The following is a 20,690-nucleotide window of genomic DNA, read 5'->3' as shown; positions in this document are numbered from 1 at the left end:
GGTGGCGGCCAGGTGATTGCCTGCCATTCCAATGACCGACGCCAGCAGTACTGTGACGCGCAGGTTCGTCGCGGCGTGCGTCTGGTGCGGCAGGAATCGCGCAGTGCCTGCATCGAAGGCCAGAGCTGGGGCTGGGACCGCCATGGCATCTGGGTCAGCAACGGCTGCAGGGCCCAGTTCCAGGTGAACTGAGCGGCTGACGCGATCGGCTCAAGATCAGAGAAATCTGATAGCGATCACACTTCTTTCCTCGTATTGTCGACCCCTGGGACGCCTTGCGCGTCCCGGTTCGCACTGGCCATCCCTGTCGCGCCTGGTGCGGTCATTCTCTCGTCGTCGATACGCTGTTCAAGGAGTGAGCAACGCATGTTGATCCGACTGCAATGTGAGCAGCGCCAATGGCGCGTGCTGCATCCGGACAAACCGGAACCGATCGAGTTCCGCGATGGCGTCCGTGCCTTCGATTTCGCCGAAACCCTGGCCCGCCTGCATTTCACCGATACCGGCCAGCGCGCCTCGGTGCGGGTGGAGTCCAGCGGGGCATTCGTCGAAGCGATCAGCTACGGCTGACAGCGCCGTTCGCCGGCTGGGTCTGCGGCATCCACGCATGGCGTGGATCTACTTTTACCCTGGTAGATCCACGCCATGCGTGGATGAGAGGCCTGGGGAGCCACGCATGGCGTGGCCCATACCTCTGCGGTTTCTCAGCCCGCCGCGCTCAGCGGCGGGTTACCGGCTGCCAATTGCGGCCAGCGCTTGAGCAGTGCCGCACGGATGCCGGCCGCATCGATGCCGGCCTCGGCCAGCAGGTCCTCGCGGCTGGCGTGATGCTGGAAGGCATCGGGCAGGCCCAGGTGCAGGATCGGACGCAGCACGTCCTCGGCATTGAGCAGTTCGGCCACGGCCGAACCGGCGCCGCCCGCCACCACGTTGTCTTCGATCGTCACCAGTGCGTCGTGCTGGTTGGCCATCGCCAGTACCAGTTCGCGATCCAGTGGCTTGATGAAGCGCATGTTGACCACGCTCAAACCCAGTTCGCGACCCACCTGTTCGGCGGCGGCGACGGTGCTGCCGAAGGCGAGCAGGGCGACGCGGTTGCCCTGCAGGCGCAGCTCGCCCTTGCCGATCGGCAGGGTCGACAGATCGCTGCCGGCATCCACGCCGGTACCGCTGCCGCGCGGGTAGCGCACCGCTGCCGGGCCGGGGTGCTGCAGGCCGGTGCTGAGCATCTGCCGGCACTCGGCCTCGTTGGACGGAGCCATCACCACCATGTTCGGCACGCAGCGCAGGAAGCTGAGGTCGAGGTTGCCGGCGTGGGTCGCACCATCGGGGCCGACGACGCCGGCGCGGTCGATCGCGAACAGCACATCCAGATCCTGGATGGCCACGTCATGCACCAGCTGGTCGTACGCGCGCTGCAGGAAGGTGGAATAGATCGCCACCACCGGCTTGCCACCCTGGGTGGCCATGCCTGCAGCCAAGGTCACCGCGTGCTGCTCTGCGATGGCCACATCGAAGTAGCGCTGCGGGTACTCCCTGCTGAAGCGCACCAGGCCGGAGCCTTCGCGCATCGCCGGGGTGATGCCATACAGGCGCGGCTCGGCCGCAGCGGCGTCACACAGCCAGTCGCCAAACACGTCGGTATAGGTCGGCTTCTTCGCGCCGGTCTTGGCCACCAGGCCCTTGTCCGGATCGAACGGGCCCACTGCGTGGTAACCGATCTGGTCGCCTTCGGCCGGCTCGTAGCCCTTGCCCTTGGTGGTCATGACATGCAGCAGCTTCGGGCCCTTGGAGGCACGCAGCGTCTTCAGCGCGGACAGCAGCGCCGGCAGGTCATGGCCGTCGATCGGGCCGGTGTAATGGAAGCCCATTTCCTCGAACATCGTGGACGGCACGAACATGCCCTTCCAGTGTTCTTCCCAGCGCTTCACGAAACGGGCGGGGTTGTTCTTCTTGTCGCCGAGGATCTTCTTGCCGCCTTCGCGCAGCGCATTGAGCGTGCGGCTGCCGGTGGCGCGGCCGAGCATCTTGGTCAGCCCGCCCACCGCCTCGGAGATCGACATGTTGTTGTCGTTGAGGATCACCAGCAGGTTCGGTTCCGGTTCCATGCCGCCGGCGTGCATCAGCGCTTCGAACGCCATGCCGGCGGTCATCGCGCCGTCGCCGATCACGGCCACGACCTTGCGGTCGTCACCTTCGGTCTGGCGCGCGATGGCCATGCCCAGCGCTGCCGAGATCGAGGTCGAGGAATGGCCAACCCCGAAGGTGTCGTATTCGCTCTCTTCGCGCTTGGGGAACGGCGCGACGCCGTCCTTCTGCTTGACGGTGTGGATCTCGTCGCGGCGACCGGTCAGGATCTTGTGCGGATACGTCTGGTGGCCGACGTCCCAGACCAGCTGGTCAACCGGGGTCTGGTACAGGTAGTGCAGGGCCACGGTGAGCTCGATCACGCCCAGGCCGGCGGCGAAGTGGCCGCCGCTTTTGCCAACCGATTCGATCAGGTAGGCACGCAGTTCATCGGCAACCGCCGTCAGTTCGGATTCGTCGAACGTGCGCAGGTCATCCGGTGTCTGGATGCGCGCGAGGCGGGGATAGCGGGCAGAGTCGATCATCATGTTCGCACTTGTTCTGAACGCCCATTTTCGCCCTCAAACGGGGGTGGGGCAAGCAAACGCCGCCGTCCGTGACAGGACGGTGAGGGTTGCAATTTCAGGTGTTCAGGTGCAGAGCTTGGAACGCTTGGGCAGCTGGGCCCTCAGGAACGCCATCTGGTCGGCCAGGATGTTGCGGTTGGACAGGATCAGGTGCTCGATCCAGCTCGGCCGGTAGGGCACCGCCAGCAATGGCATGCCGGCCTGTTGCGGGGTGCGGTCGCTCTTGCGCGAATTGCAGTGGAAGCAGGCGGTGACTACGTTTTCCCAGGTATCCAGGCCGCCTTTGGACAAGGGCATGACGTGGTCGCGGGTCAGGGTCGGGCGTCCGAACTGCTGGCCACAGTAAAGACAGAGATGGGCATCGCGGGCGAACAGGGCCGGGTTGGTCAGGTTCGGTGTCGGGTCCAGCGCGCGTGAGCGGGCATGGCCGCGCGCGGCGATGATCGGGTGCAGATCCATCCCGCTCTGCATGCCACTGCGACGATTTGTCCCACCGTGGATGTGCAGGCAGGGGTCGCCGAGTGTCCAGGCGACGGCATCGCGGGCGTAGAGGCAGGCGGCGTCCTGCCAGGTGATCCAATCCAGGACCCGCCCGTGACCATCAAGTGAGAGCAACCGGACCGTGCCGGGGCGATGCAGCGTCGTGGCGTTGGGCGATGCTTCGGCGCCCGGAGCAGAAAACGGAGCTCCGGCTTCGATCAGACCCAAGCGTGTAGTGTCTGTCTCCATCGGGAAAACAGCTTATACCTGAATGTTGACGATTTGTGTATCGCCCAGGGGGCGATACACAAATCGTCAACATTCAGGTCCGCGCATTCCGCATCCCAGCCCGCCGATGGCGGGTTGGGATGCCCACGCATTCCTCCTATCCCCCGCGCCGTCGGCGCGCCCCCCTTAACAAAGGGGGGCTTTTCTCCAGATGGATTTCGGGGGTTTCCATCCACGCATGGCGTGTATCTATGTGTCGACCAAGGTCGACACCTACCAACAGCCGCGGGGAACTGTCAGGGGCGGGGCGGTGTGGGCTGGCAGGACCGTTGGCGCCATGGATGGCGCCATCGAGCCCCCAGGGATGGGTTTACGGCGTGTCCTGCCAGCCCACACCGCCACGCCATCCCGTAGAAAACCAGCTGTTGCTGTCGCGGTTGCCGGCCAGCGGCCGGCACTACCGCGGGTGCCGGGCGCGGCCCGGCTCAGGCGCCGAAGCGTTCGTCGTCCATTGCCATCAGCGGTGCGGCACCCGCCTGGATGGCGGCGGCGTGGCCGAGGGTGCGCGGAAGCACGCGGGCAAAGTAGAAGCGCGCGGTCTCGCGCTTGCCCTGGGCGAAGGCGGCGCCGTGCGCGCTGGCATCGGCGGCGGCCACGCTGCGGGCCCACCAGTAGGCCAGCACCACATAACCCGAATAGAACAGGTAGTCGTAGCTGGCTGCACCCAGTTCGTCCGGGTTGGCGGCCGAACGCTGCAGCACGTCCATCGTCAGCTTGCCCCACTCGGCGGCCTTGGCGCGCAGCGGGCCGATGAACTCGGCCAGGCTTTCGTTGCCTTCATTCGCCTTGGCGAACGCTTCGATCTCGGCCAGCATCAGCTTCAGGCCGGCGCCCTGGCTGGATGCGGTCTTGCGGCCGATCAGGTCCAGCGCCTGGATGCCGGTGGTGCCTTCATACAACGTGGTGATGCGGGCATCGCGGGCGAGCTGTTCCATGCCGTGTTCGCGGATGTAGCCGTGGCCACCGAAGCACTGCAGGGCGTTGTAGGTGTTCTCGATGCCCCATTCGGTCTGGCAGGCCTTCGAGATCGGGGTCAGGAAGCTCACCAGCGTGTCAGCGCGCTCACGCTCGCCGGCATCTTCTGCATGGTGGGCCACGTCGATCAGGGTGGCGGCATGCAGGGCCAGCAGGCGGCTGCCTTCCACCAGCGACTTGATGGTCAGCAGCATGCGACGCACGTCCGGATGCACCAGGATCGGGTCGGCCGGCTTGTCCGGGAACTTGGTGCCGCTGAGTGAACGCGACTGCAGGCGCTCGCGGCTGTACTTCAGCGCGTTCTGGTAGGCGCGCTCGGACAGGCCGATGCCCTGCAGGCCGACGCCCAGGCGAGCAGTGTTCATCATGGTGAACATCGCCTGCAGGCCCTTGTGCGGCTGGCCGACCAGGTAGCCCTGCGCGCCATCGAAATTCATCACGCAGGTGACCGAGCCCTTGATGCCCATCTTGTGCTCGATCGAGCCGCAGCGCAGCGCGTTGCGCTCACCGACGTTGCCCTCGCGATCGACCTTGAACTTCGGGGTGACGAACAGCGAGATGCCCTTGGCGCCCGGGGGAGCGTCGGGCAGCTTGGCCAGCACCAGGTGCACGATGTTGCCGGTCAGGTCGTGCTCGCCCGCGGTGATGAAGATCTTGGTGCCGGTGATCGAATAGCTGCCATCGGCGTTCGGCTCGGCCTTGGTCTTGAGCAGGCCCAGGTCGGTGCCGCAATGCGGCTCGGTCAGGCACATGGTGCCGGTCCAGCGGCCTTCGATCAGCGGCTTCAGGAAGGCCTCGTGCTGCCAGGCTTCGCCGTGCTGCTTCAGCGCTTCGATGGCGCCGTGCGACAGCAGCGGGAAATTGCCCCAGGCGAGGTTGGCGGCGTTGATCATTTCATTGAGCGGCACGCCCAGCGTGTGCGGCAGGCCCTGGCCGCCCAGTTCCGGCGACGCGGTCAGGCCGGTCCAGCCGCCGTCGACGAACTGATCGTAGGCCTGCTTGAAGCCGGGTGGGGTGGTCACTTCGCCGCTGGCCTGGTCGAGCACGCAGCCGATCTCGTCGCCCACGCTGTTGAGCGGGGCCAGCACGCTGGCGCTGAAGCGGCCGGCTTCTTCCAGCACGGCATCGACGACATCGGCGGTGGCGTCGGTGAAGCCCAGGCGGGCGAACAGCGGCTCGACCTTCAGCACATCGTGCAGGCCGAAACGAAGGTCGGAAAGCGGGGCGGTGTAGCTGCTCATCGGTGCGTCTCGATTTGATCAGTAACAGGGGGAGCGGCGCGATGCGTCGCGGCGGAAAGCGGAGATCAGCGCAGTACGCCGGGCAGGCCCGGGGCCTGGTTGAGCGTGCTGCGGCTGTTGATGTCGAAGGTGCGCTGCTTCTTTTCCTGCGGCGTGGCCGACACCGTGCCCTTCAGGCTGTAGGCGAGGGTGCGGTTGCTGGCCAGTGCGTCGGCGATCACCAGGCGTGCGGCCGGGCTGGGCTTGAAGTTGACGTTGATGACATCGGCGGAGACGCCGCCGATGGAGATGCCCGGCTTGGCGGACAGGGGGCCGGCCTCGGTGTCGCCGATGGTCAAGGCCAGCGCGACGTCGTCGAAGCTCATCGGCATCGAACTGTAGTTCTGCAGACGCAGGGCGACGGTCCAGTCGCCGTTGGCCTGCACGGTCAGCTGCTGCAGGCTCGCGGCCGGTTCCGAGACACGCTTGACGATGCCATCGCCGCAAGCGACCAGGGCCAGGGTGCACAGGACGATCAAGGCGGTACGGAAGCGGTGGAGCATGGGCGCAGGTCCTCTGAAGGCGGTGCGTGGAATAAGCATACTACGGCGTATGGTGGAAAGGGCGCCTGCGGCGACCGGCCACAGAGGGTAGCGCGTGAAGATGCACGCGAGGCGTGCGCGATGCCGGAATGCGGACGTAGCGTGCCCCGGTTGGGCGGCGCCTCAATCGGCGGAGGTGTCGCGCAGGGGCGCCATCATGCGCAGCGGTGCGAGGTCGTAGCCCATCGCTTCGGCCTTGGCCTTGAGCCGGTCGAACAGGGCGCGGTCCATCTCCGGCAGGCGCGCGAGGATCCACAGATACTTGTGGCCGGGTTCGCCGACCATCGCCCACTGGTAGTCCGGGTCCAGCGCGATCACCCAGTAGTCGGCCCAGACCAGCGGCACCCAGCTCAGCCAGTCGGGAACGAAGCGCACCTGCAGCTGGCCGGGCTGTCCCGCAACGGGCCGCGCCACGCCTTCGGCGACAACCCGCTCGCCATCGGCCTTGCGGCAGGCATTGGTGACGCTGATGCGGCCATCGCGGCGCAGCCCGTAGTTGGCGGTGATCTCGCCCACGCACTGCTTCTGGAACGAGACCGGCAGATGAGCGATCTCGTGCCACTGGCCGGCGTAGCGATCGATGTCCAGTTCACTGACGGCGCGCACGGGCTCGGCAGCGAGTGCCGGTGCGGCGAAAAGCAGCAGGCAGGCGAGCAGGGCAGGGCGCAGATGCATGGGTCGGCTCCGGGCAGGAGGATTGGAGCTTAGGCCAGCGGCGGCATGCCGGTGTAAAAGTTCCATGCGGTGCCGGATCGTGCCTGCCGCCGGCGGTCAGCTACGGATCGAAGGCGCGTTGGCTGCGCTCGTCGCCATCGTAGGTAAGGGTACGTGTGTGCAACGTACCGTTGGACATGTCCCATCTGAAAGTGTCCATGCCGCCGCCGCCGGTGCCCTTCGAATGCAGGCGCACCACGCCACGGGTGAGGTTGTCGGTCAGCAGCAGCTGGGCCGAGCCATCGGCGTCCACGCGCAGCCCGGCGCGGTCGCGCCAACGGGCATCCCCCATGCCCAGCGGGGCGTCCAGGGCGAGAGCAGTGCTGCCGTCTTCAAAGGTACTCAGGCCGCCGCGCTCGACACCGCTGCGGTCGAAGATGAGCAGGCCCGCGGCGCGGCTGCGTCGGTCGTCGTCGCCCGCATCCTGGCCGATCTGCACACGTACCACGCCGCGATCGTCCAGCACCTGCAGCCTTTGCGTGCTGATGCTGTCGGCATGCAGCGGGGCGTTCCGCTGCAGCAGCAGCCAGCCCGTCATGCCCGCGAGCACCAGAAGCAGGGTGGCCAATGCGGCTACCACGTACTGCAGGCGGCGCAGTGACTGCTGCAGGCGGGGCAGGGCGAGGGTGTCGTCCATGTCATCAGTGCTCCATGCAATGAGCCGTAGACGGTACTACAGTGCCAGCGACAATGAACGCGCCAAAAAAAAAGACCTGCATTTCTGAAGGTCTTTGAACATGGTGGCCGAGGACGGAATCGAACCGCCGACACGGGGATTTTCAATCCCCTGCTCTACCAACTGAGCTACTCGGCCATGTAGAAAAAAAAGACCTGCATTTCTGCAGGTCTTCGAAAGTGGTGGCCGAGGACGGAATCGAACCGCCGACACGGGGATTTTCAATCCCCTGCTCTACCAACTGAGCTACTCGGCCACTTGTTTCGTTGCAGCGATGTCGCTGCCGAGGACGCGCATATTACGGACGTAGGACAGGTTCGGCAAGCGTTTTGGAAAAAAACCTTCACATTGGTGTCTGCGGACGGTGGAAGGCCGTGCAAGTGGTTGATCCTGCGTTGGGCCAGCTTGGCCGGAAATGCTGGACGCGGAAAACAGCGGCCCGCCGCTGACGCCAAAGCTGACGGCGCAAGCGATACAGCGCCGGCGTGGGGAAGGCGCCGATGGAACGCTGTTTTCATGGCGCCCATGAGGGCAGGGCGCGGCGTACTGTCGCGGTTCCCTACCCAACGCTGCCCGCAGCAGAGCCATTGGACATGTCCGATTCAACCACCCGCATCGTGCTTGCCTCGCGTCCGCAAGGTGCGCCGGTCGCCGCCAATTTCCGCCTCGAGCAGGCGCCCCTTCCGGCGCTGGGCCCCGGCCAGGTGCTGCTGCGCAACCGTTACCTGTCGCTGGATCCGTACATGCGCGGACGCATGGATGATGGCCCGTCGTACGCACCGCCGGTGTCAGTGGATGCGGTGATGGAGGGCCAGACCGTGGCCGAAGTGCTGCAGTCGCAGGCGCCTGGCCTGGCGGTGGGCGACCTGGTGCTGGCCCCGGGTGGTTGGCAGACCCATGCCGTGGTGGCAGGCGATGCGATCAGCCGGCGCCTGGATCCGGCCGGGCTGCCGCTGAGCACGGCATTGGGCGTGTACGGCATGCCGGGGTTCACCGCGTACTCCAGCCTGATCGAAATCGGCAAGCTGCAACCCGGTGAGACCCTGGTGGTGGCTGCTGCCAGCGGACCGGTCGGTGCCACCGTGGCGCAGTTGGCCAAGCTGCAGGGTGCGCGGGTGGTCGCCATCGCCGGTGGCGAGGCCAAGCGTGCGTACCTGGAAACACTGGGTGTGGACGTGGCGCTGGACCATCGCGCCTCCGATTTTGCAGCGCAGCTGCGTGCTGCCGTACCGGATGGCATCGACGTGTATTTCGAGAACGTGGGCGGGCATGTGCTCGACGCCGTGCTGCCGCTGCTCAATGATTTCGCGCGCATTCCGGTGTGCGGCACCATCGCCACCTACAACGCCCGCGGCGTCGCGCAGCCTGGGCCGGATCGGCTGCCGGCGCTGTTCAGCCAGATCCTGCGCCAGCGGCTGACCGTGCGGGGCTTCATCGTCCATGACTTCAAGCATCGGTGGCCGGATTTCGAGCGCGACATGCCGCAGTGGCTGCGCGATGGGCGCATCCAGTACCGCGAAGACGTCGTGCAGGGGCTTGAGAATGCACCGGAAGCCTTCTTCGGCCTGCTGCAGGGGCGCAACTTCGGCAAGCTGGTGGTGAAGCTGGATTGAGCGACTGCTTCGCGGACCTGGATCTGGACGCATGCCGCGTACCGGAGGGCGTCGGCGCTGCATCGGTACGAAGGCTGCACGCGCTGTTCGCGGGCAGCCGACCGCCGCATCACGCAGGCGCGGATAGCGTTGTCTGCGTCACGCCGGCCTGTTGCCGGCGTTGTGGGAGCGATTCATGACCGAACACGACAAGAAGACCTCGAACGCCCACGAAGGCGTGCAGGAAAGTCGGCAGGACCGGCAGCAGGATGAAGTGGCCAAGCAGCGCCCTGGCCAGCAGGACCAGAAGGTACGTGACGCGCATTCGCGTGCACCGGTGCGCAAGGACGGCGGGCAGGACCCGGCCTGAGCGGTTCGCCAAAACAGAAAGCCCCGGCAGTGCCGGGGCTTTCTGTTTTTCATATGGTGGAGCCAAGGAGGATCGAACTCCTGACCTCGTCATTGCGAACGACGCGCTCTCCCAGCTGAGCTATGGCCCCATGGGGGGTGTTGCATCCCGTGGGCAGCGGAGCTGGCGCCACGTGACGTCCCTAGCATAGCGCTGGCCGGTGCCGGCTGCAAAGGGGCAGGTCGAACACAGCGGCGCAGGTGATCTGCGCCGCTGCAGGCCTGGCTCAGGGCAGCAGGGCCGCCGCGCGCTGGATCGCGATGTCGGTCGCAGCCGACACGCCATGCAGGTGGATGCAGGCGTGGATCATTCCCGGCAGGCGCTCCAGCGTGCAGTCCACGCCCGCCTCCCGCAGCTGCGCGGCGTACTGTTCAGCTTCGTCGCGCAGCGGGTCGAACTCACAGCTCAGTACCGTCGCCGCCGGCAGCCCGCGCAGATCTGCGGCGTGCAGGGGCGAAGCCAGCGACTGCCGGCGGTCACCGTCGCCCAGATAGGCCTGCCAACAGCGCTGCATCAGTTCGGCGTTGAGGTAGTAGCCGTCGGCGAACTCGCGGTAGCTGCTGCTGGACATGGTGGCGTCCAGTGCCGGGTACAGCAGCAGTTGATGCGATGGCAGCGGCAGTCCCTGATCGCGCAGCAACAGGCAGCACGCTGCGGCGAGATTGCCGCCCGCGCTGTCGCCGCCTATGACCAGGCGTGCTGGATCAAGCCCCAGGTCTGCAGCATTGGCCTGCAGCCACAGCCAGGCGTCGACGACGTCGTGCAGCGGCGTCGGGAACGGATGTTCCGGCGCCAGTCGATAACCGACGGCCGCGATGACATGGCCGCTGGCATTGGCCAGAGCCCGGCAAGGGCCGTCATAGACCGCCAGCGAGCACTGGAACCAGCCACCGCCGTGGGCGAACAGCAGGGCAGGGCACGGGTCCGTGCTGATGGCTGCGGGCGTGTACAGGCGCACAACCAGCGCATGGCCGTCGCGCGCGCTGATGACGTGCTCCACGACATGCGATACCGCCTCGGTGGCGCCCTGCAGCGTGGGCAGCGCCTGCTCGCTCAGTGCGCGCAGTTCCAGCAGATCGTCCGGCAGCGGTTGCGCCGCTACCGCATCCACGAACGCCTGCAACGCAGGTTCAAGCGGCATGGTCAGCCTCCTGCAGGAACGGCAGCAGCTGGGCGAGGAAGGCCTGCGGTGCTTCTTCCATGATGAAGTGGCCACAGCCCGGAACGACGCTGCCGCGCAGATCATCGGCGTGCGGCTGCAGGGTCAGCATCGGGGCGTTGCCGGTGGCGTGCTCGGCGCCGATGGCCAGCACCGGCATCGTCAACCGGCGTTGTGCGCGGACCTGGTTCTGGCGGATGGTTTCCGGAATCGCGCGGTACCAGGCAAACCCTGCACGCAACGCGCCGGGGCGGCTGTAGGCGGCGATGTAGGTTTCGCTGGCCACCGCATCGCGCCGGTACGACCAGCGGTCGAACATGAAGTCCAGGTAGGCGCGTTCGCGACCGCTGATGAGTGCCTCGGGCAGATCGGCCACCTGGTTGAACATGAAGTGCCACAGGAAGATGTTGTCGGCTGGCGCGGCGAAGATGCCCGGCTCAGGTGCCAGCCCGGGAATCACCGCTTCGGTCACGGCCAGGCGCTGTACCGCCTGCGGCTGGTCGCTGGCCAACGCATAGGCGATCCACATGCCGATGTCATGGCCGACCACCTGGTAGCGCTCGTGGCCGAGGGCCTGCATGGTTTGATGCAGTACCGCGGCGGCACTGCCGGTGTCGTAACCGTGTGCGGGACGATCGGATTCGCCGATGCCGGGCGGGTCGACCGCGATCGCTTCGAAACCGGCCTCGGCCAGTGCGTGCAGCACGTGGCGCCAGGCGTACCAGGTCTGCGGCCAGCCCGGGATCAACAGCACCGGTTGCCCGCTGCCAGCGGAGACGCAATGCACGCGCTGGCCGTCGATGCGCAGGTAGTGGTGGCGCAGGGTGTCGTCGCCGGGGGTACCAGCGGTGGGGATGTTCGTCATGGGAATGTTCCGGTGGGGGCTCAGGCGATGCCGAGCATGTGCTGCATCTGGGCGCTGCTGATCGGCGCGCCGGCGAAGTCGTCGAAGATCTTGTCGGTGACCGGGATGATGTGGTCGCGGATGAAGGCGGCACCTTCGCGCGCGCCGGCTTCCTGGTCCTTCAGGCAGCACTCCCACTCCAATGTTGCCCAGCCGGCGTAGTCGTACTGCGCCAGCTTGGAGAAGATCGACTTGAAATCGACCTGGCCATCGCCCAGCGAGCGGAAGCGGCCCGCGCGTTCGGTCCAGTCGGCGTAGCCACCGTAGATGCCCTGACGGCCATTGGGGCGGAACTCCGCGTCCTTGACATGGAACATGCGGATCAGCGGATGGTAGATGTCCAGGAACTGCAGGTAATCCAGCTGCTGCAGCACGAAGTGGCTGGGATCGAACAGGATGCGGCAGCGCTCGTGCTGGCCCACACGCTCGAAGAAGCGTTCGAAGCTGGTGCCATCGTGCAGGTCTTCGCTGGGATGGATTTCGTAGCAGAGGTTGATGCCGTTGTCCTCGCAGGTGTCGAGGATCGGCCGCCAGCGGCGTGCCAGCTCATCGAACGCGGTATCGATCAGGCCCGGCGGACGCTGCGGGAACGGGAACAGGTAGGGCCAGGCGAACGAGCCGGAGAAGGTGCCCATGTCCTGCAGGCCGAGCCGGCGCGAGGCGCGGGCGGCCAGATGCAGCTGCTGCTGCGCCCATTCGCTGCGGGCCTTCGGGTTGCCGCGCAGTGCTTCCGGTGCGAAGCCATCGCACAGCTCATCGTAGGCCGGATGCACGGCGACCAGCTGGCCCAGGATGTGGGTGGTCAGTTCGCTGACCTGCAGGCCGTGCTCGGCCAGGGTGCCACGCAGGTCATCGCAGTAGTCCTGGCTGTCGGCAGCGGTGGCCAGGTCGAACAGGCGCGCGTCCCATGCCGGAATCTGCAGGGCCTTGAAGCCATGGCCGGCCGCCCAGGCGGCGATGCCGGACAGGCTGTCGAACGGCGCCTGGTCGCCAGCGAACTGCGCCAGATGCAGGCTGGGGCCTTTGAGGGTTTGCATGTGTTGCTCCAATTGTTTGTCGGTCGACAAAGAATAGGCGCGCGCATCGGGATGGTCAACACCCGCGTTACACTGCGCGCCTCAGAACGGCAGGCAGGCAGATGGCAGGGCGACCGCGCGAATTCGACAGGGACCAGGCATTGCGCAAGGCGATGCTGCTGTTCTGGCAGCACGGCTATGAGGGCACCTCGATGTCGGCGCTGGTCGAAGCGCTTGGCATTGCCTCGGCGCGCATCTACGCCGCGTTCGGCAGCAAGGAGCAGTTGTTCCGCGAAGCGGTGACGCTGTACGAAGAAGGCGAGGGCGGCTTCGCGCCGCGCGCGCTGGAACAGGCATCACTGCGCGATGCGATCGGCAGCATGCTGCGTGATGCCGTGTTGACCTACACCCGCCGCGGTCGTCCGCATGGCTGCCTGGTGGTGTCATCGGCCAGCAGCGTGTCACCGGATGGCGAGGGCGTACGTGACTGGCTGGCCAGCCATCGTCGCCAGCGCACCGCAGCGATCATCGCGCGGCTGCAGCAGGCGCAGGCAGACGGCGGGCTGGCGGCCGATCTGTCCGTGCAGGCCTTGGGCGATCATTTCGCCACGGTGCTGCATGGCATCTCGGTGCAGGCGCGTGACGGCGTCAGCCGCGAACGCCTGCTGGCGATGGTCGAGGTTGCGCTGGCGCCGTTGCCAAAGGCCGGCTGAGGGCGGACTGTGCCGAAAACGGCTTGATGCCCCCGCTGTCTGCAGGCGCAACGAAATTGTAACAATTTGGAGGATAATGGCCGCTTGCGCAGTTTTCCTCCTATTTGCCGCCCGGTCAGCGCAGGCCGCACGGACGCCTCCTCAGAGCTTTCGATGCCTTCCCATTCCGATTCCCGCCGTTCGTCGGGCATGTCGTCCTCCCTCGTTTCCTTCCGTCGCCATCCGCTGGCCCTGGCCTGTGCAGGCCTGGCCCTGGCTGCCAGCTTCGGTGCTGCCGCACAGGACAGTGCGCCGACCCCGACCGGGCTGGACACCATCACCGTGACCGCCGAGCACCGCGAGCAGAACCTGCAGGAAGTGCCGGTGTCGGTTGGCGTGGTGCAGGGCGAGCGCATGCGCGACTTCACAGCCGGCGGCGACGATACCCTGCTGGCGCTGTCCGGCCGCGTGCCGAGCCTGTATGCGGAAACCACCACCGGCCGCATCTTCCCGCGCTTCTACATCCGCGGCCTGGGCAACATCGATTTCTACCTGGGTGCCTCGCAGCCGGTGTCGATCATCCAGGACGACGTCGTGCTGGAGCACGTGGTGCTGAAGTCCAACCCGGTCTATGACGTCGACCAGGTGGAAGTGCTGCGCGGTCCGCAGGGCTCGCTGTTCGGCCGCAACACCACCGCCGGCATCGTCAAGTTCGACACCCTCAAGCCGACCCAGGACTACAGCGGCCGTGTCAGCGCCAGCTACGCTTCCTACAACAGCGTGTCGATCGACGGTGGCTTCGGTGGCCCGATCAACGACATCGCTTCGTTCCGCGTGTCGGCCCTGTACCAGCACCGCGACGACTACGTCGACAACACCTACACCGGCCCCAGCGCCGACGGCACGGTCAGCCCGAGGAAGAACGCCATGGGCGGCTTCGACGACCGCAACGTGCGCGCGCAGCTGCTGCTGACCCCGAGCGACCAGTTCTCGATCCTCGCCTCGGCCCACGCCCGCGACTACGAAGGCACCTCGACCCTGTTCCTGCGCAACGCGCTGACCAAGGGCTCGAACAAGACCGACGTGCCGCGTGACCAGGTCGCCTACGACGAGGCCGACAACAACCCGCAGGCGTACAAGACCTACGGCGGTTCGGTGAAGGCGCGTTATGACTTCGGCGCGATCGACTTCACCTCGATCACCGCGTACGAGACCACCTCCGGTTACAGCCGCGGTGACACCGACGGCGGCGCCGCGGTCAACTTCCCGGTCAATGGCGTGCCGAACGGCTATGGCCAGTCGATGGGCCAGATCCGTGACCTGGACCAGTGGACCCAGGAATTCCGCCTGGCCAGCCACGATGACAGCGCCCTGCAGTGGCAGGCCGGCGCGTTCTACTTCAACGGCAGCGACACCACCGACTTCTACCAGCGCGCCTGGTTCCTGAAGGGCGCGGCGCGCAACCCGAACAACTGGGTGCGCCTGCGCAACAAGAACACCTCGTGGGCCGGTTTCGGCCAGCTCAGCTACGCCTTCACCGACAAGTTCACCGTCACCGCCGGCCTGCGCCAGACCCGTGATGAGAAGCACACCCGTCTGTTGAAGACCGCCGACACCGCCGCAGGTGCAGTCACCTACAAGGGCCGCACCGACGTCAAGATGACCGACACGACCCCGAGCTGGGATCTGAGCGCGATGTATCAGATCACCCCGGACGTGAGCGTCTATGCGAAGGTCGCGCGCGGCTTCCGTGGCCCGACCATCCAGGGCCGTTCGGCAGTGTTCAACGCTGACTTCACCACCGCCGATTCGGAGACGATCCTGTCCTGGGAAGCCGGCGTGAAGAGCAGCCTGTGGGACAACCGCCTGCGCTTGAATGCCACCGCGTTCACCTACACCGTCAACGACATCCAGCTCAACGGCAACGATTCGGACGGCAACGGCGTGCTGTTCAACGCCGACAAGGCCAAGGCCTACGGCTTCGAAGCGGACATGGAGCTGCGCCCGATCCCGAACCTGACCCTGAGCGCCGGCCTGAGCCTGCTGCACAGCGAAATCAAGGACAAGCGCGTGTATGCGCAGGTCTGCGCACTGAACGGCAAGGTCGTGTGCACCGTCGATGACCCGACGATCAAGGTCGGTGCCAACACCTTCGCCCAGATCGATGGCAATCCGCTGCCGAACGCGCCGAAGTACAACATCAACCTGGCCGCGCGCTACGACTTCCCGCTCAGCGATGCGGGCACGATGTTCGTGTCCACCGACTGGAACAAGCAGGGCTACACCAGCTTCGTGCTGTACGACAGCCAGGAGTTCAATTCGAAGGGTGACTTCGAAGGCGGCCTGAAGATCGGCTACTCGGGCAACTACGGCGCGTATGAAGTGTCGCTGTTCGCGCGCAACATCACCAACGAGAAGAACCTCAAGGGTGTGATCGAGAACTACATGGCCGCGGTCTACAACGAGCCGCGTACCGTCGGTGTTTCGCTGAACATGAACTGGTAAGCGGCATCGGTCGGTACCGCACGCGGTACCGACACCTTTGCACTTCCCTCCAGACGCCCTGCCTGTGCAGGGCGTTTGCCGTTGTGGGAACTGAGACGCGGAATCGACGCCCCGCAGGTGCAGGGCGTCGTGACGGGTCTACTTGGCGGCAGGCGTGACAGCAGGGGCCAGTTCGGCGAACAGGCCGCCGAGCACACCCATGGTGGCCGTGTCCGCGCCCATGTCTTCGGCGGCGTTGGCAATGGCGATCACGCCACTGTTCTGTGCGGGGAACAGCACCACCCAGGCCAGCCAGTTGCCATCGGAGCCACCGTGTACCAGCACCGGGCCCTGGCGGCCGGCGATCGACGGCTGCACGCCCCAGTCCAGACCCAAGGGGCTGCCCGGTTGCGCGCTCTGCATCAGCGTGTAGGACGCCGGTGTCAACAGCGTGCCCTTGCCATGGCTGCCCGCGAGCTGGTCGATGGCGAACAGCGCCAGGTCCTGCAGGCGCATGTGCAGGTTGCCGGCGGCGGTGTAGATCGGCGGTACGCCATCATCGGCTTTCTGTGGCGCGCGGGTGACGGGCTTGCCGCCGCGGTGGCCCAACGGCTGCCCTGTCGTGGTCGGCCCGAAGCCGGCACCGGTCATCTTCAGTGGCTGGAACACCTCGCGTTGGATCAGCGTTTCCACGTCCTTGCCGGTGGCGCGCTCGGCGATCACGGCCGCGATCAGGAAACCGCTGTTGCTGTAAGCGAATTCCGTTCCCGGCGGGTGGATCGGCGCCTCGGACAGCGCGGCCTTGATGTAGGCCTCGCGTTGTATGGGCAGGGCACGCGTGTCGGTGAAGAACGCATCCAATGCGGCGCCATCGGTGAGGTTCTCCGGCAGACCGGCGCGGTGCGACAGCAGCTGCACCAGCGTGACATTGCGGTAGGCCGGCTGCATCTGTGCCGTGAGGTCGGGCAGCATCGTCGACAGCGGCGCATCCCACTTCAGCACGCCCTGTTCGACCAGGCGCGCGATCATCGCCACGGTGATCGGTTTACCGGTCGAGCCGATCATCCAGGCATCGCCGGTGCTGGCGGCCACCTTCTCATCATTGCGGCGCACGCCGCTGACGGCCTGCTCGGCGATCTTGCCATCGCGGATCACCAGCGCTCCCATGGCCGGCGTCGTGGTGCCCTGCAACGCCTGTGCAATGCGTGCCTGCAGGTCATCGGCGGCGCTGGCACTTGCGGCAACGCACAGGAGTGAAACGCCCAGCCATCGGCGCAGGTGGCGCATGGGGCGGGAGGGGGAAGCTGCGGTCCGTTCGGAGATGATCGTGTGCATGGGAGTCCTTTGCGCAGCAGCGTGGGCAGGACCTACGCCGACGGCATCGGTCCTGCGGGGTGTGTCGTCTACTCGTGCCTTGAACAGGCGTACAAGGTGACGTGCGATTCACTCTTGCATGCCGTCGACGCAGGCGTATGTGTCTGCAGTCATGTACATAAACCGAGCGGCGCGATCCTGTTGGCGGACGTACAGGATCGCGGCAGGGCTCGCCCCAGGGAGCAATCAGCGCCGCATGGGTTTCGAGAGGCGGTAGCGCGACGTGTCGCGCGCTGCAGGCACGTGCCGCGCGCGCTCATGGCCATGCCCGGGTGTGCCGTCGCCGCGCTGCATGCGCGACGACGGCAGGGGGCTCAAGCGGCGGGCAACAGCGGTGCCAGCACCGGCTCCAGTTCCTGCTGGCGCCATCCGGCCAATGCGGCAGGCCACCGCCGATGCTCCAGATAGCTTTCCAGATGCTTGCGCGAGGCCAGTACGCCGTCGGCCAGACCGAGCTCGCGGCTGCGTTCGGCTACTGCATCCTGCAGCTTCTTCAGCAGCTGCTTGCTGGCATCGCTGGCCTGCATCGCCAATGGTGCATCGGCTTCATCGGCCAAGGGAGTATCCAGCGCCTCCCATACCGCAGCGGCAAGCTTGCGCGGCGCCTTCGGGAACTGTTCGAACAGCTTGCTCAATGCGGTGGCATCGGCAGGCGGCGTGCGTGCCAGGGTCGCGGCCAGCTCGTTGTCCAGGATCCAGCTGCGCGGACGGTCGCTGGCGCGCGCCTGCACGTCGCGCCAGCGCAGCAGGCGCAGCAGGCGGCGCTGCGCGGGCGCGTCCAGGAACTGCGCCGAGCGCATGCCCAGGTGTGGCCAGCGGTCTTCGTCATTGGCGACGCTGGCCAGCAGGCGCTCGCCGTCGTCGTGCAGCCACTGCTGGCGCCCCAGCGATTCCAGCTTGGCGGAAATCGCGTCATGCATCGCGAAGAGATGCTCGACGTCGTCGGCGGCGTACTTCAGCTGTGAATCCGACAGCGGCCTGCGCATCCAGTCAGAGCGGGTTTCGCCCTTTTCCAGTGCCACGCCGGTGATCTCCTGCACCAGCTTCTGGTAGCCCATGCCAGCACCAATGCCGGCCAGGGCGGCGCCGATCTGGGTGTCGAACAATGGGCGCGGCAGCACGCCGCAGGTCCACTTGAACGCCACCAGGTCTTCGCTGGCGCTGTGCATCACCTTGGTGATGGATTCATCGGCCAGCCAAGGCGCCAACGCCTCGGGCATGCCGGGAATCAACGGGTCGATCAGCAGGATGTCCTCGCCGACGGCCATCTGCACCAGCGCCAGTTGCGGCCAGAAGGTGCGTTCACGGATGAATTCGGTATCCAGGCCGATGCGGGTCGGCCGTTGCTGGCGGTATGTGTCCAGCTCGGCGGGGGTGGTGATCCAGGTTGCCACAGGTCAGGGCCTACTACTCGTGTTTGCTCAGGCAGGGGAGAATAGCCTAACGTCGGTCCGCATCCGTGCCGAAGGAGGCCCTGCTTGCGTTTTCTGCTGTCGCCCGTGCTGTGTACCGCCTTGGCCGTGGGCCTGGCCGGTTGCACGCCGTCGCTCCCTGCGCAGACCTCCGGTGGTACCGCAGGCCATCCGGTCGATCCCGCACCAGAGGCCGGTCCGGCACCTGGTAGCGGGCAGGGCACGGTGACCATTGCCGGTGACGATGCGGCCGAAGACATCCAGCAGTGGACGCCGCCGCGGGTCGATCGCCAGGGACGTACGCGGGCACAGCTGCGCCGGGCCGCCGATCAGGCATTCGCGCGGGGGCATCTGTACGAAGATGGCGATGCAGCAGTGCCGCTGTGGCTGGCGGTGCAGGAAGAGGAACCCGACGACCGCCAGGCGCGTCTGGGCCTGCAACGTGCGAAGCAGCGCCTGCTGCAGCAGGCCGATGCGTTGCTGCAGCAGCCATTGCGGCAGCGTGAAGCGCTGGCCGAAGCCGGGCGCCAGGCGCTGGTACTGCTGACCCTGGCGCCGAAGGACGAGAAGGTGCGCGCGCTGCAGGGCCGGGTGGAGACGGCGCAGCGCGTGGTCGCCTACAACCGCGCTGGCGAAGACGATCTGCGTGCCGACCGGATAGGTGAAGAGGGTGATGGCGCCATCGGCAACTTCCGCGAGGCACTGGCGTTGGACCCGCATAGCCGACGCGCGCGGCAGGGCTTGGCCGCGGCGGAAAGCGGGCTGATCCGGCGGGCCGAGGACGCCGCGCGCATCCGTGATTTCGCCAGTGCCGGCGCCTGGTTGGCAGAAGCCAGCAAGGTGCGGGATTCGTCACCGACCATCGCCGATGCGTTCGAGCGCATCGAGCAGATCCGTGCAGCAGCGCTGGTCCAGCTGCGCGATGGCGGACTGCATGATCTGACCACCCCGCAGGGATTGAAGCCTGCGCGCGAGAAGCTGGCCGAAGCGCTGCGCATCGCCTTGCCGGGCGACGCGGTGGTGGCCCAACTGCGCGAGCGCATCGAGCTGGCCACCCACTACGGCAGCTTCCGGCCCGGACAGGTGTTCAGCGATGCACTGCGTGATGGCGGCCGTGGACCGCAGATGATCGTGGTGCCGCACGGCGGATTCCAGATGGGTGCCAGTGATACCGAGCCGGGCGCAACCGATGCAGAGCGGCCGTCGCACTATGTGCGCTTCGAGCGCGGTTACGCGATGGCGATCACCGAGATCACCGTGGGCGACTTCGAGCGCTATGTGAAGGCGACCAATGCCCGTCCACGCGCGACCCGACGTGGACATTCGGTGGTCTATGACGAGCGCAGCGGCAATTTCATCCGTCGCAGTGGGGTCGACTGGCGGTCCGACTATGACGGCGGGCGGGCACTGGGCAATTCACCGGTGATGCACGTCAGCGTGCGTGACGCGGAGAACTACGCGACCTGGCTGTCCGAGCAGACCGGCCGCAGCTACCGCCTGCCCAGCGAGGCCGAGTTCGAGTACGCGATGCGTGCCGGCAGCAGTGGCCGCTACCCGTGGGGCGATGCCGGGCTGCCGCCGGAAGGCAGTGGCAATTACACCGGCAGCAAGGACGCTTCACCCTCCGGCAGGCATTGGCACAACGCCTTTGTCGGCTACGGCGATGGTTGGTGGGGGCCGGCGCCCGTGGCCAGTTTCCAGGCAAACGGCTTCGGGCTGCACGACATGGGCGGCAACCTGAGCGAGTGGGTGGCCGACTGCTGGCATGCCAGCTATCGGCGCGCGCCGGCCGATGGTGTGGCCTGGTTCAACCCGGGCTGCCGTTCACGGGTGATCCGGGGTGGCAACTGGGCCAATGCCCCGGAGCAGACCCGGGCGGCCTGGCGGCAATCGCAGGATTCGGATACCACCAACGCGCGCATCGGCTTCCGCCTGGTCCGCGGGATCTGACGGACACGCCTGGATCGGCGCCGGCTTCACCCGCCGCAGGCAGTGTCGCACTAAGATTGCGCCGTGCCCGCCGGCCGGCGGGGTCAGCC

General features: G+C 66.6%; 18 protein-coding genes and 3 tRNA genes. 7 read left to right on the top strand and 14 right to left on the bottom strand.

Annotated features, from left to right (window positions below):
• A partial coding sequence (locus GIW57_RS12225; RefSeq protein ID WP_236511067.1) for a DUF3011 domain-containing protein occupies positions 1–192 on the top strand: 192 nt, incomplete at its 5' end.
• A 174-nt stretch (positions 193–366) separates the two neighbouring features.
• Positions 367–570 (top strand): hypothetical protein, encoded by a 204-nt coding sequence (locus GIW57_RS12220; protein ID WP_032978640.1) that lies wholly within the window; start codon positions 367–369, stop codon positions 568–570.
• Positions 571–704: 134 nt separating this feature from the next.
• On the opposite strand, the gene dxs is transcribed toward GIW57_RS12220, so the two are convergent.
• From dxs to GIW57_RS12180, 8 genes are all read right to left on the bottom strand, one after another.
• Complete coding sequence (dxs, locus tag GIW57_RS12215) at positions 705–2,612, bottom strand: 1-deoxy-D-xylulose-5-phosphate synthase (protein WP_032951912.1); 1,908 nt, start codon at positions 2,610–2,612, stop codon at positions 705–707.
• Positions 2,613–2,717: 105 nt separating this feature from the next.
• The gene (locus tag GIW57_RS12210; RefSeq protein ID WP_025876340.1) at positions 2,718–3,383 is read right to left on the bottom strand and encodes an HNH endonuclease; all 666 of its coding nucleotides are present in this window, start codon (positions 3,381–3,383) and stop codon (positions 2,718–2,720) included.
• Positions 3,384–3,847: 464 nt separating this feature from the next.
• The gene (locus GIW57_RS12205) at positions 3,848–5,638 is read right to left on the bottom strand and encodes an acyl-CoA dehydrogenase C-terminal domain-containing protein (protein WP_236511064.1); all 1,791 of its coding nucleotides are present in this window, start codon (positions 5,636–5,638) and stop codon (positions 3,848–3,850) included.
• A 65-nt stretch (positions 5,639–5,703) separates the two neighbouring features.
• Positions 5,704–6,180, bottom strand: a complete 477-nt coding sequence (locus GIW57_RS12200; protein WP_100460875.1) for an LEA type 2 family protein — start codon at positions 6,178–6,180, stop codon at positions 5,704–5,706.
• A 162-nt stretch (positions 6,181–6,342) separates the two neighbouring features.
• Positions 6,343–6,894, bottom strand: a complete 552-nt coding sequence (locus GIW57_RS12195) for a lipocalin family protein (protein WP_100460873.1) — start codon at positions 6,892–6,894, stop codon at positions 6,343–6,345.
• Positions 6,895–6,994: 100 nt separating this feature from the next.
• The gene (locus GIW57_RS12190) at positions 6,995–7,570 is read right to left on the bottom strand and encodes a hypothetical protein (RefSeq protein ID WP_236511063.1); all 576 of its coding nucleotides are present in this window, start codon (positions 7,568–7,570) and stop codon (positions 6,995–6,997) included.
• A 101-nt stretch (positions 7,571–7,671) separates the two neighbouring features.
• Positions 7,672–7,747, bottom strand: a tRNA-Phe gene (locus GIW57_RS12185).
• Between the two features lie 42 nt (positions 7,748–7,789).
• A tRNA-Phe gene (locus GIW57_RS12180) sits at positions 7,790–7,865 on the bottom strand.
• Positions 7,866–8,202: 337 nt separating this feature from the next.
• On the opposite strand from GIW57_RS12180, the gene GIW57_RS12175 reads away from it, so the two are divergent.
• Both GIW57_RS12175 and GIW57_RS12170 read left to right on the top strand, forming a co-directional pair.
• Positions 8,203–9,222, top strand: a complete 1,020-nt coding sequence (locus GIW57_RS12175) for an NADP-dependent oxidoreductase (RefSeq protein WP_100460865.1) — start codon at positions 8,203–8,205, stop codon at positions 9,220–9,222.
• A gap of 175 nt (positions 9,223–9,397) precedes the next feature.
• Positions 9,398–9,571 carry a hypothetical protein gene (locus GIW57_RS12170; protein ID WP_165787239.1) on the top strand — a complete coding sequence of 58 codons (174 nt, stop codon included), beginning with the start codon at positions 9,398–9,400 and terminating at the stop codon, positions 9,569–9,571.
• Positions 9,572–9,625: 54 nt separating this feature from the next.
• On the opposite strand, the gene GIW57_RS12165 is transcribed toward GIW57_RS12170, so the two are convergent.
• The 4 genes from GIW57_RS12165 to GIW57_RS12150 form a co-directional block, all read right to left on the bottom strand.
• Positions 9,626–9,701: transfer RNA gene (locus GIW57_RS12165), tRNA-Ala, on the bottom strand.
• 135 nt (positions 9,702–9,836) lie between these two features.
• Complete coding sequence (locus GIW57_RS12160; RefSeq protein WP_100460862.1) at positions 9,837–10,751, bottom strand: alpha/beta hydrolase; 915 nt, start codon at positions 10,749–10,751, stop codon at positions 9,837–9,839.
• A complete protein-coding gene (locus tag GIW57_RS12155; protein ID WP_100460859.1) occupies positions 10,741–11,634 on the bottom strand; it encodes an alpha/beta hydrolase in 894 nt (297 codons plus the stop codon). The genes GIW57_RS12160 and GIW57_RS12155 overlap by 11 nt, the downstream gene beginning before the upstream one ends.
• Before the next feature lie 20 nt (positions 11,635–11,654).
• Positions 11,655–12,710, bottom strand: a complete 1,056-nt coding sequence (locus GIW57_RS12150; protein ID WP_108265689.1) for a sugar phosphate isomerase/epimerase family protein — start codon at positions 12,708–12,710, stop codon at positions 11,655–11,657.
• 101 nt (positions 12,711–12,811) lie between these two features.
• On the opposite strand from GIW57_RS12150, the gene GIW57_RS12145 reads away from it, so the two are divergent.
• Both GIW57_RS12145 and GIW57_RS12140 read left to right on the top strand, forming a co-directional pair.
• On the top strand, positions 12,812–13,402 hold the full coding sequence (locus tag GIW57_RS12145; RefSeq protein WP_100460838.1) for a TetR/AcrR family transcriptional regulator: 591 nt from the start codon (positions 12,812–12,814) through the stop codon (positions 13,400–13,402).
• Between the two features lie 153 nt (positions 13,403–13,555).
• Positions 13,556–15,886 (top strand): TonB-dependent receptor, encoded by a 2,331-nt coding sequence (locus tag GIW57_RS12140; protein WP_329605759.1) that lies wholly within the window; start codon positions 13,556–13,558, stop codon positions 15,884–15,886.
• 138 nt (positions 15,887–16,024) lie between these two features.
• Here GIW57_RS12140 and GIW57_RS12135 read toward each other — a convergent pair whose 3' ends face one another.
• Positions 16,025–17,200, bottom strand: a complete 1,176-nt coding sequence (locus GIW57_RS12135) for a serine hydrolase domain-containing protein (RefSeq protein ID WP_236511057.1) — start codon at positions 17,198–17,200, stop codon at positions 16,025–16,027.
• Positions 17,201–17,553: 353 nt separating this feature from the next.
• Positions 17,554–18,633, bottom strand: a complete 1,080-nt coding sequence (rnd, locus tag GIW57_RS12130; RefSeq protein ID WP_236511054.1) for a ribonuclease D — start codon at positions 18,631–18,633, stop codon at positions 17,554–17,556.
• An 84-nt stretch (positions 18,634–18,717) separates the two neighbouring features.
• Here rnd and GIW57_RS12125 point away from each other — a divergent pair, with 84 nt between their 5' ends.
• Positions 18,718–20,601 (top strand): formylglycine-generating enzyme family protein, encoded by a 1,884-nt coding sequence (locus GIW57_RS12125; protein WP_236511051.1) that lies wholly within the window; start codon positions 18,718–18,720, stop codon positions 20,599–20,601.
• Positions 20,602–20,690 lie beyond the last annotated feature (89 nt).

Origin of the sequence: Stenotrophomonas sp. PA-6-5C, assembly GCF_021605635.1 — a bacterium.
In the GTDB taxonomy this organism is placed as follows: Bacteria; Pseudomonadota; Gammaproteobacteria; order Xanthomonadales; family Xanthomonadaceae; genus Stenotrophomonas; species Stenotrophomonas lactitubi.
This window is presented reverse-complemented; position numbering and strand designations above follow the sequence as displayed.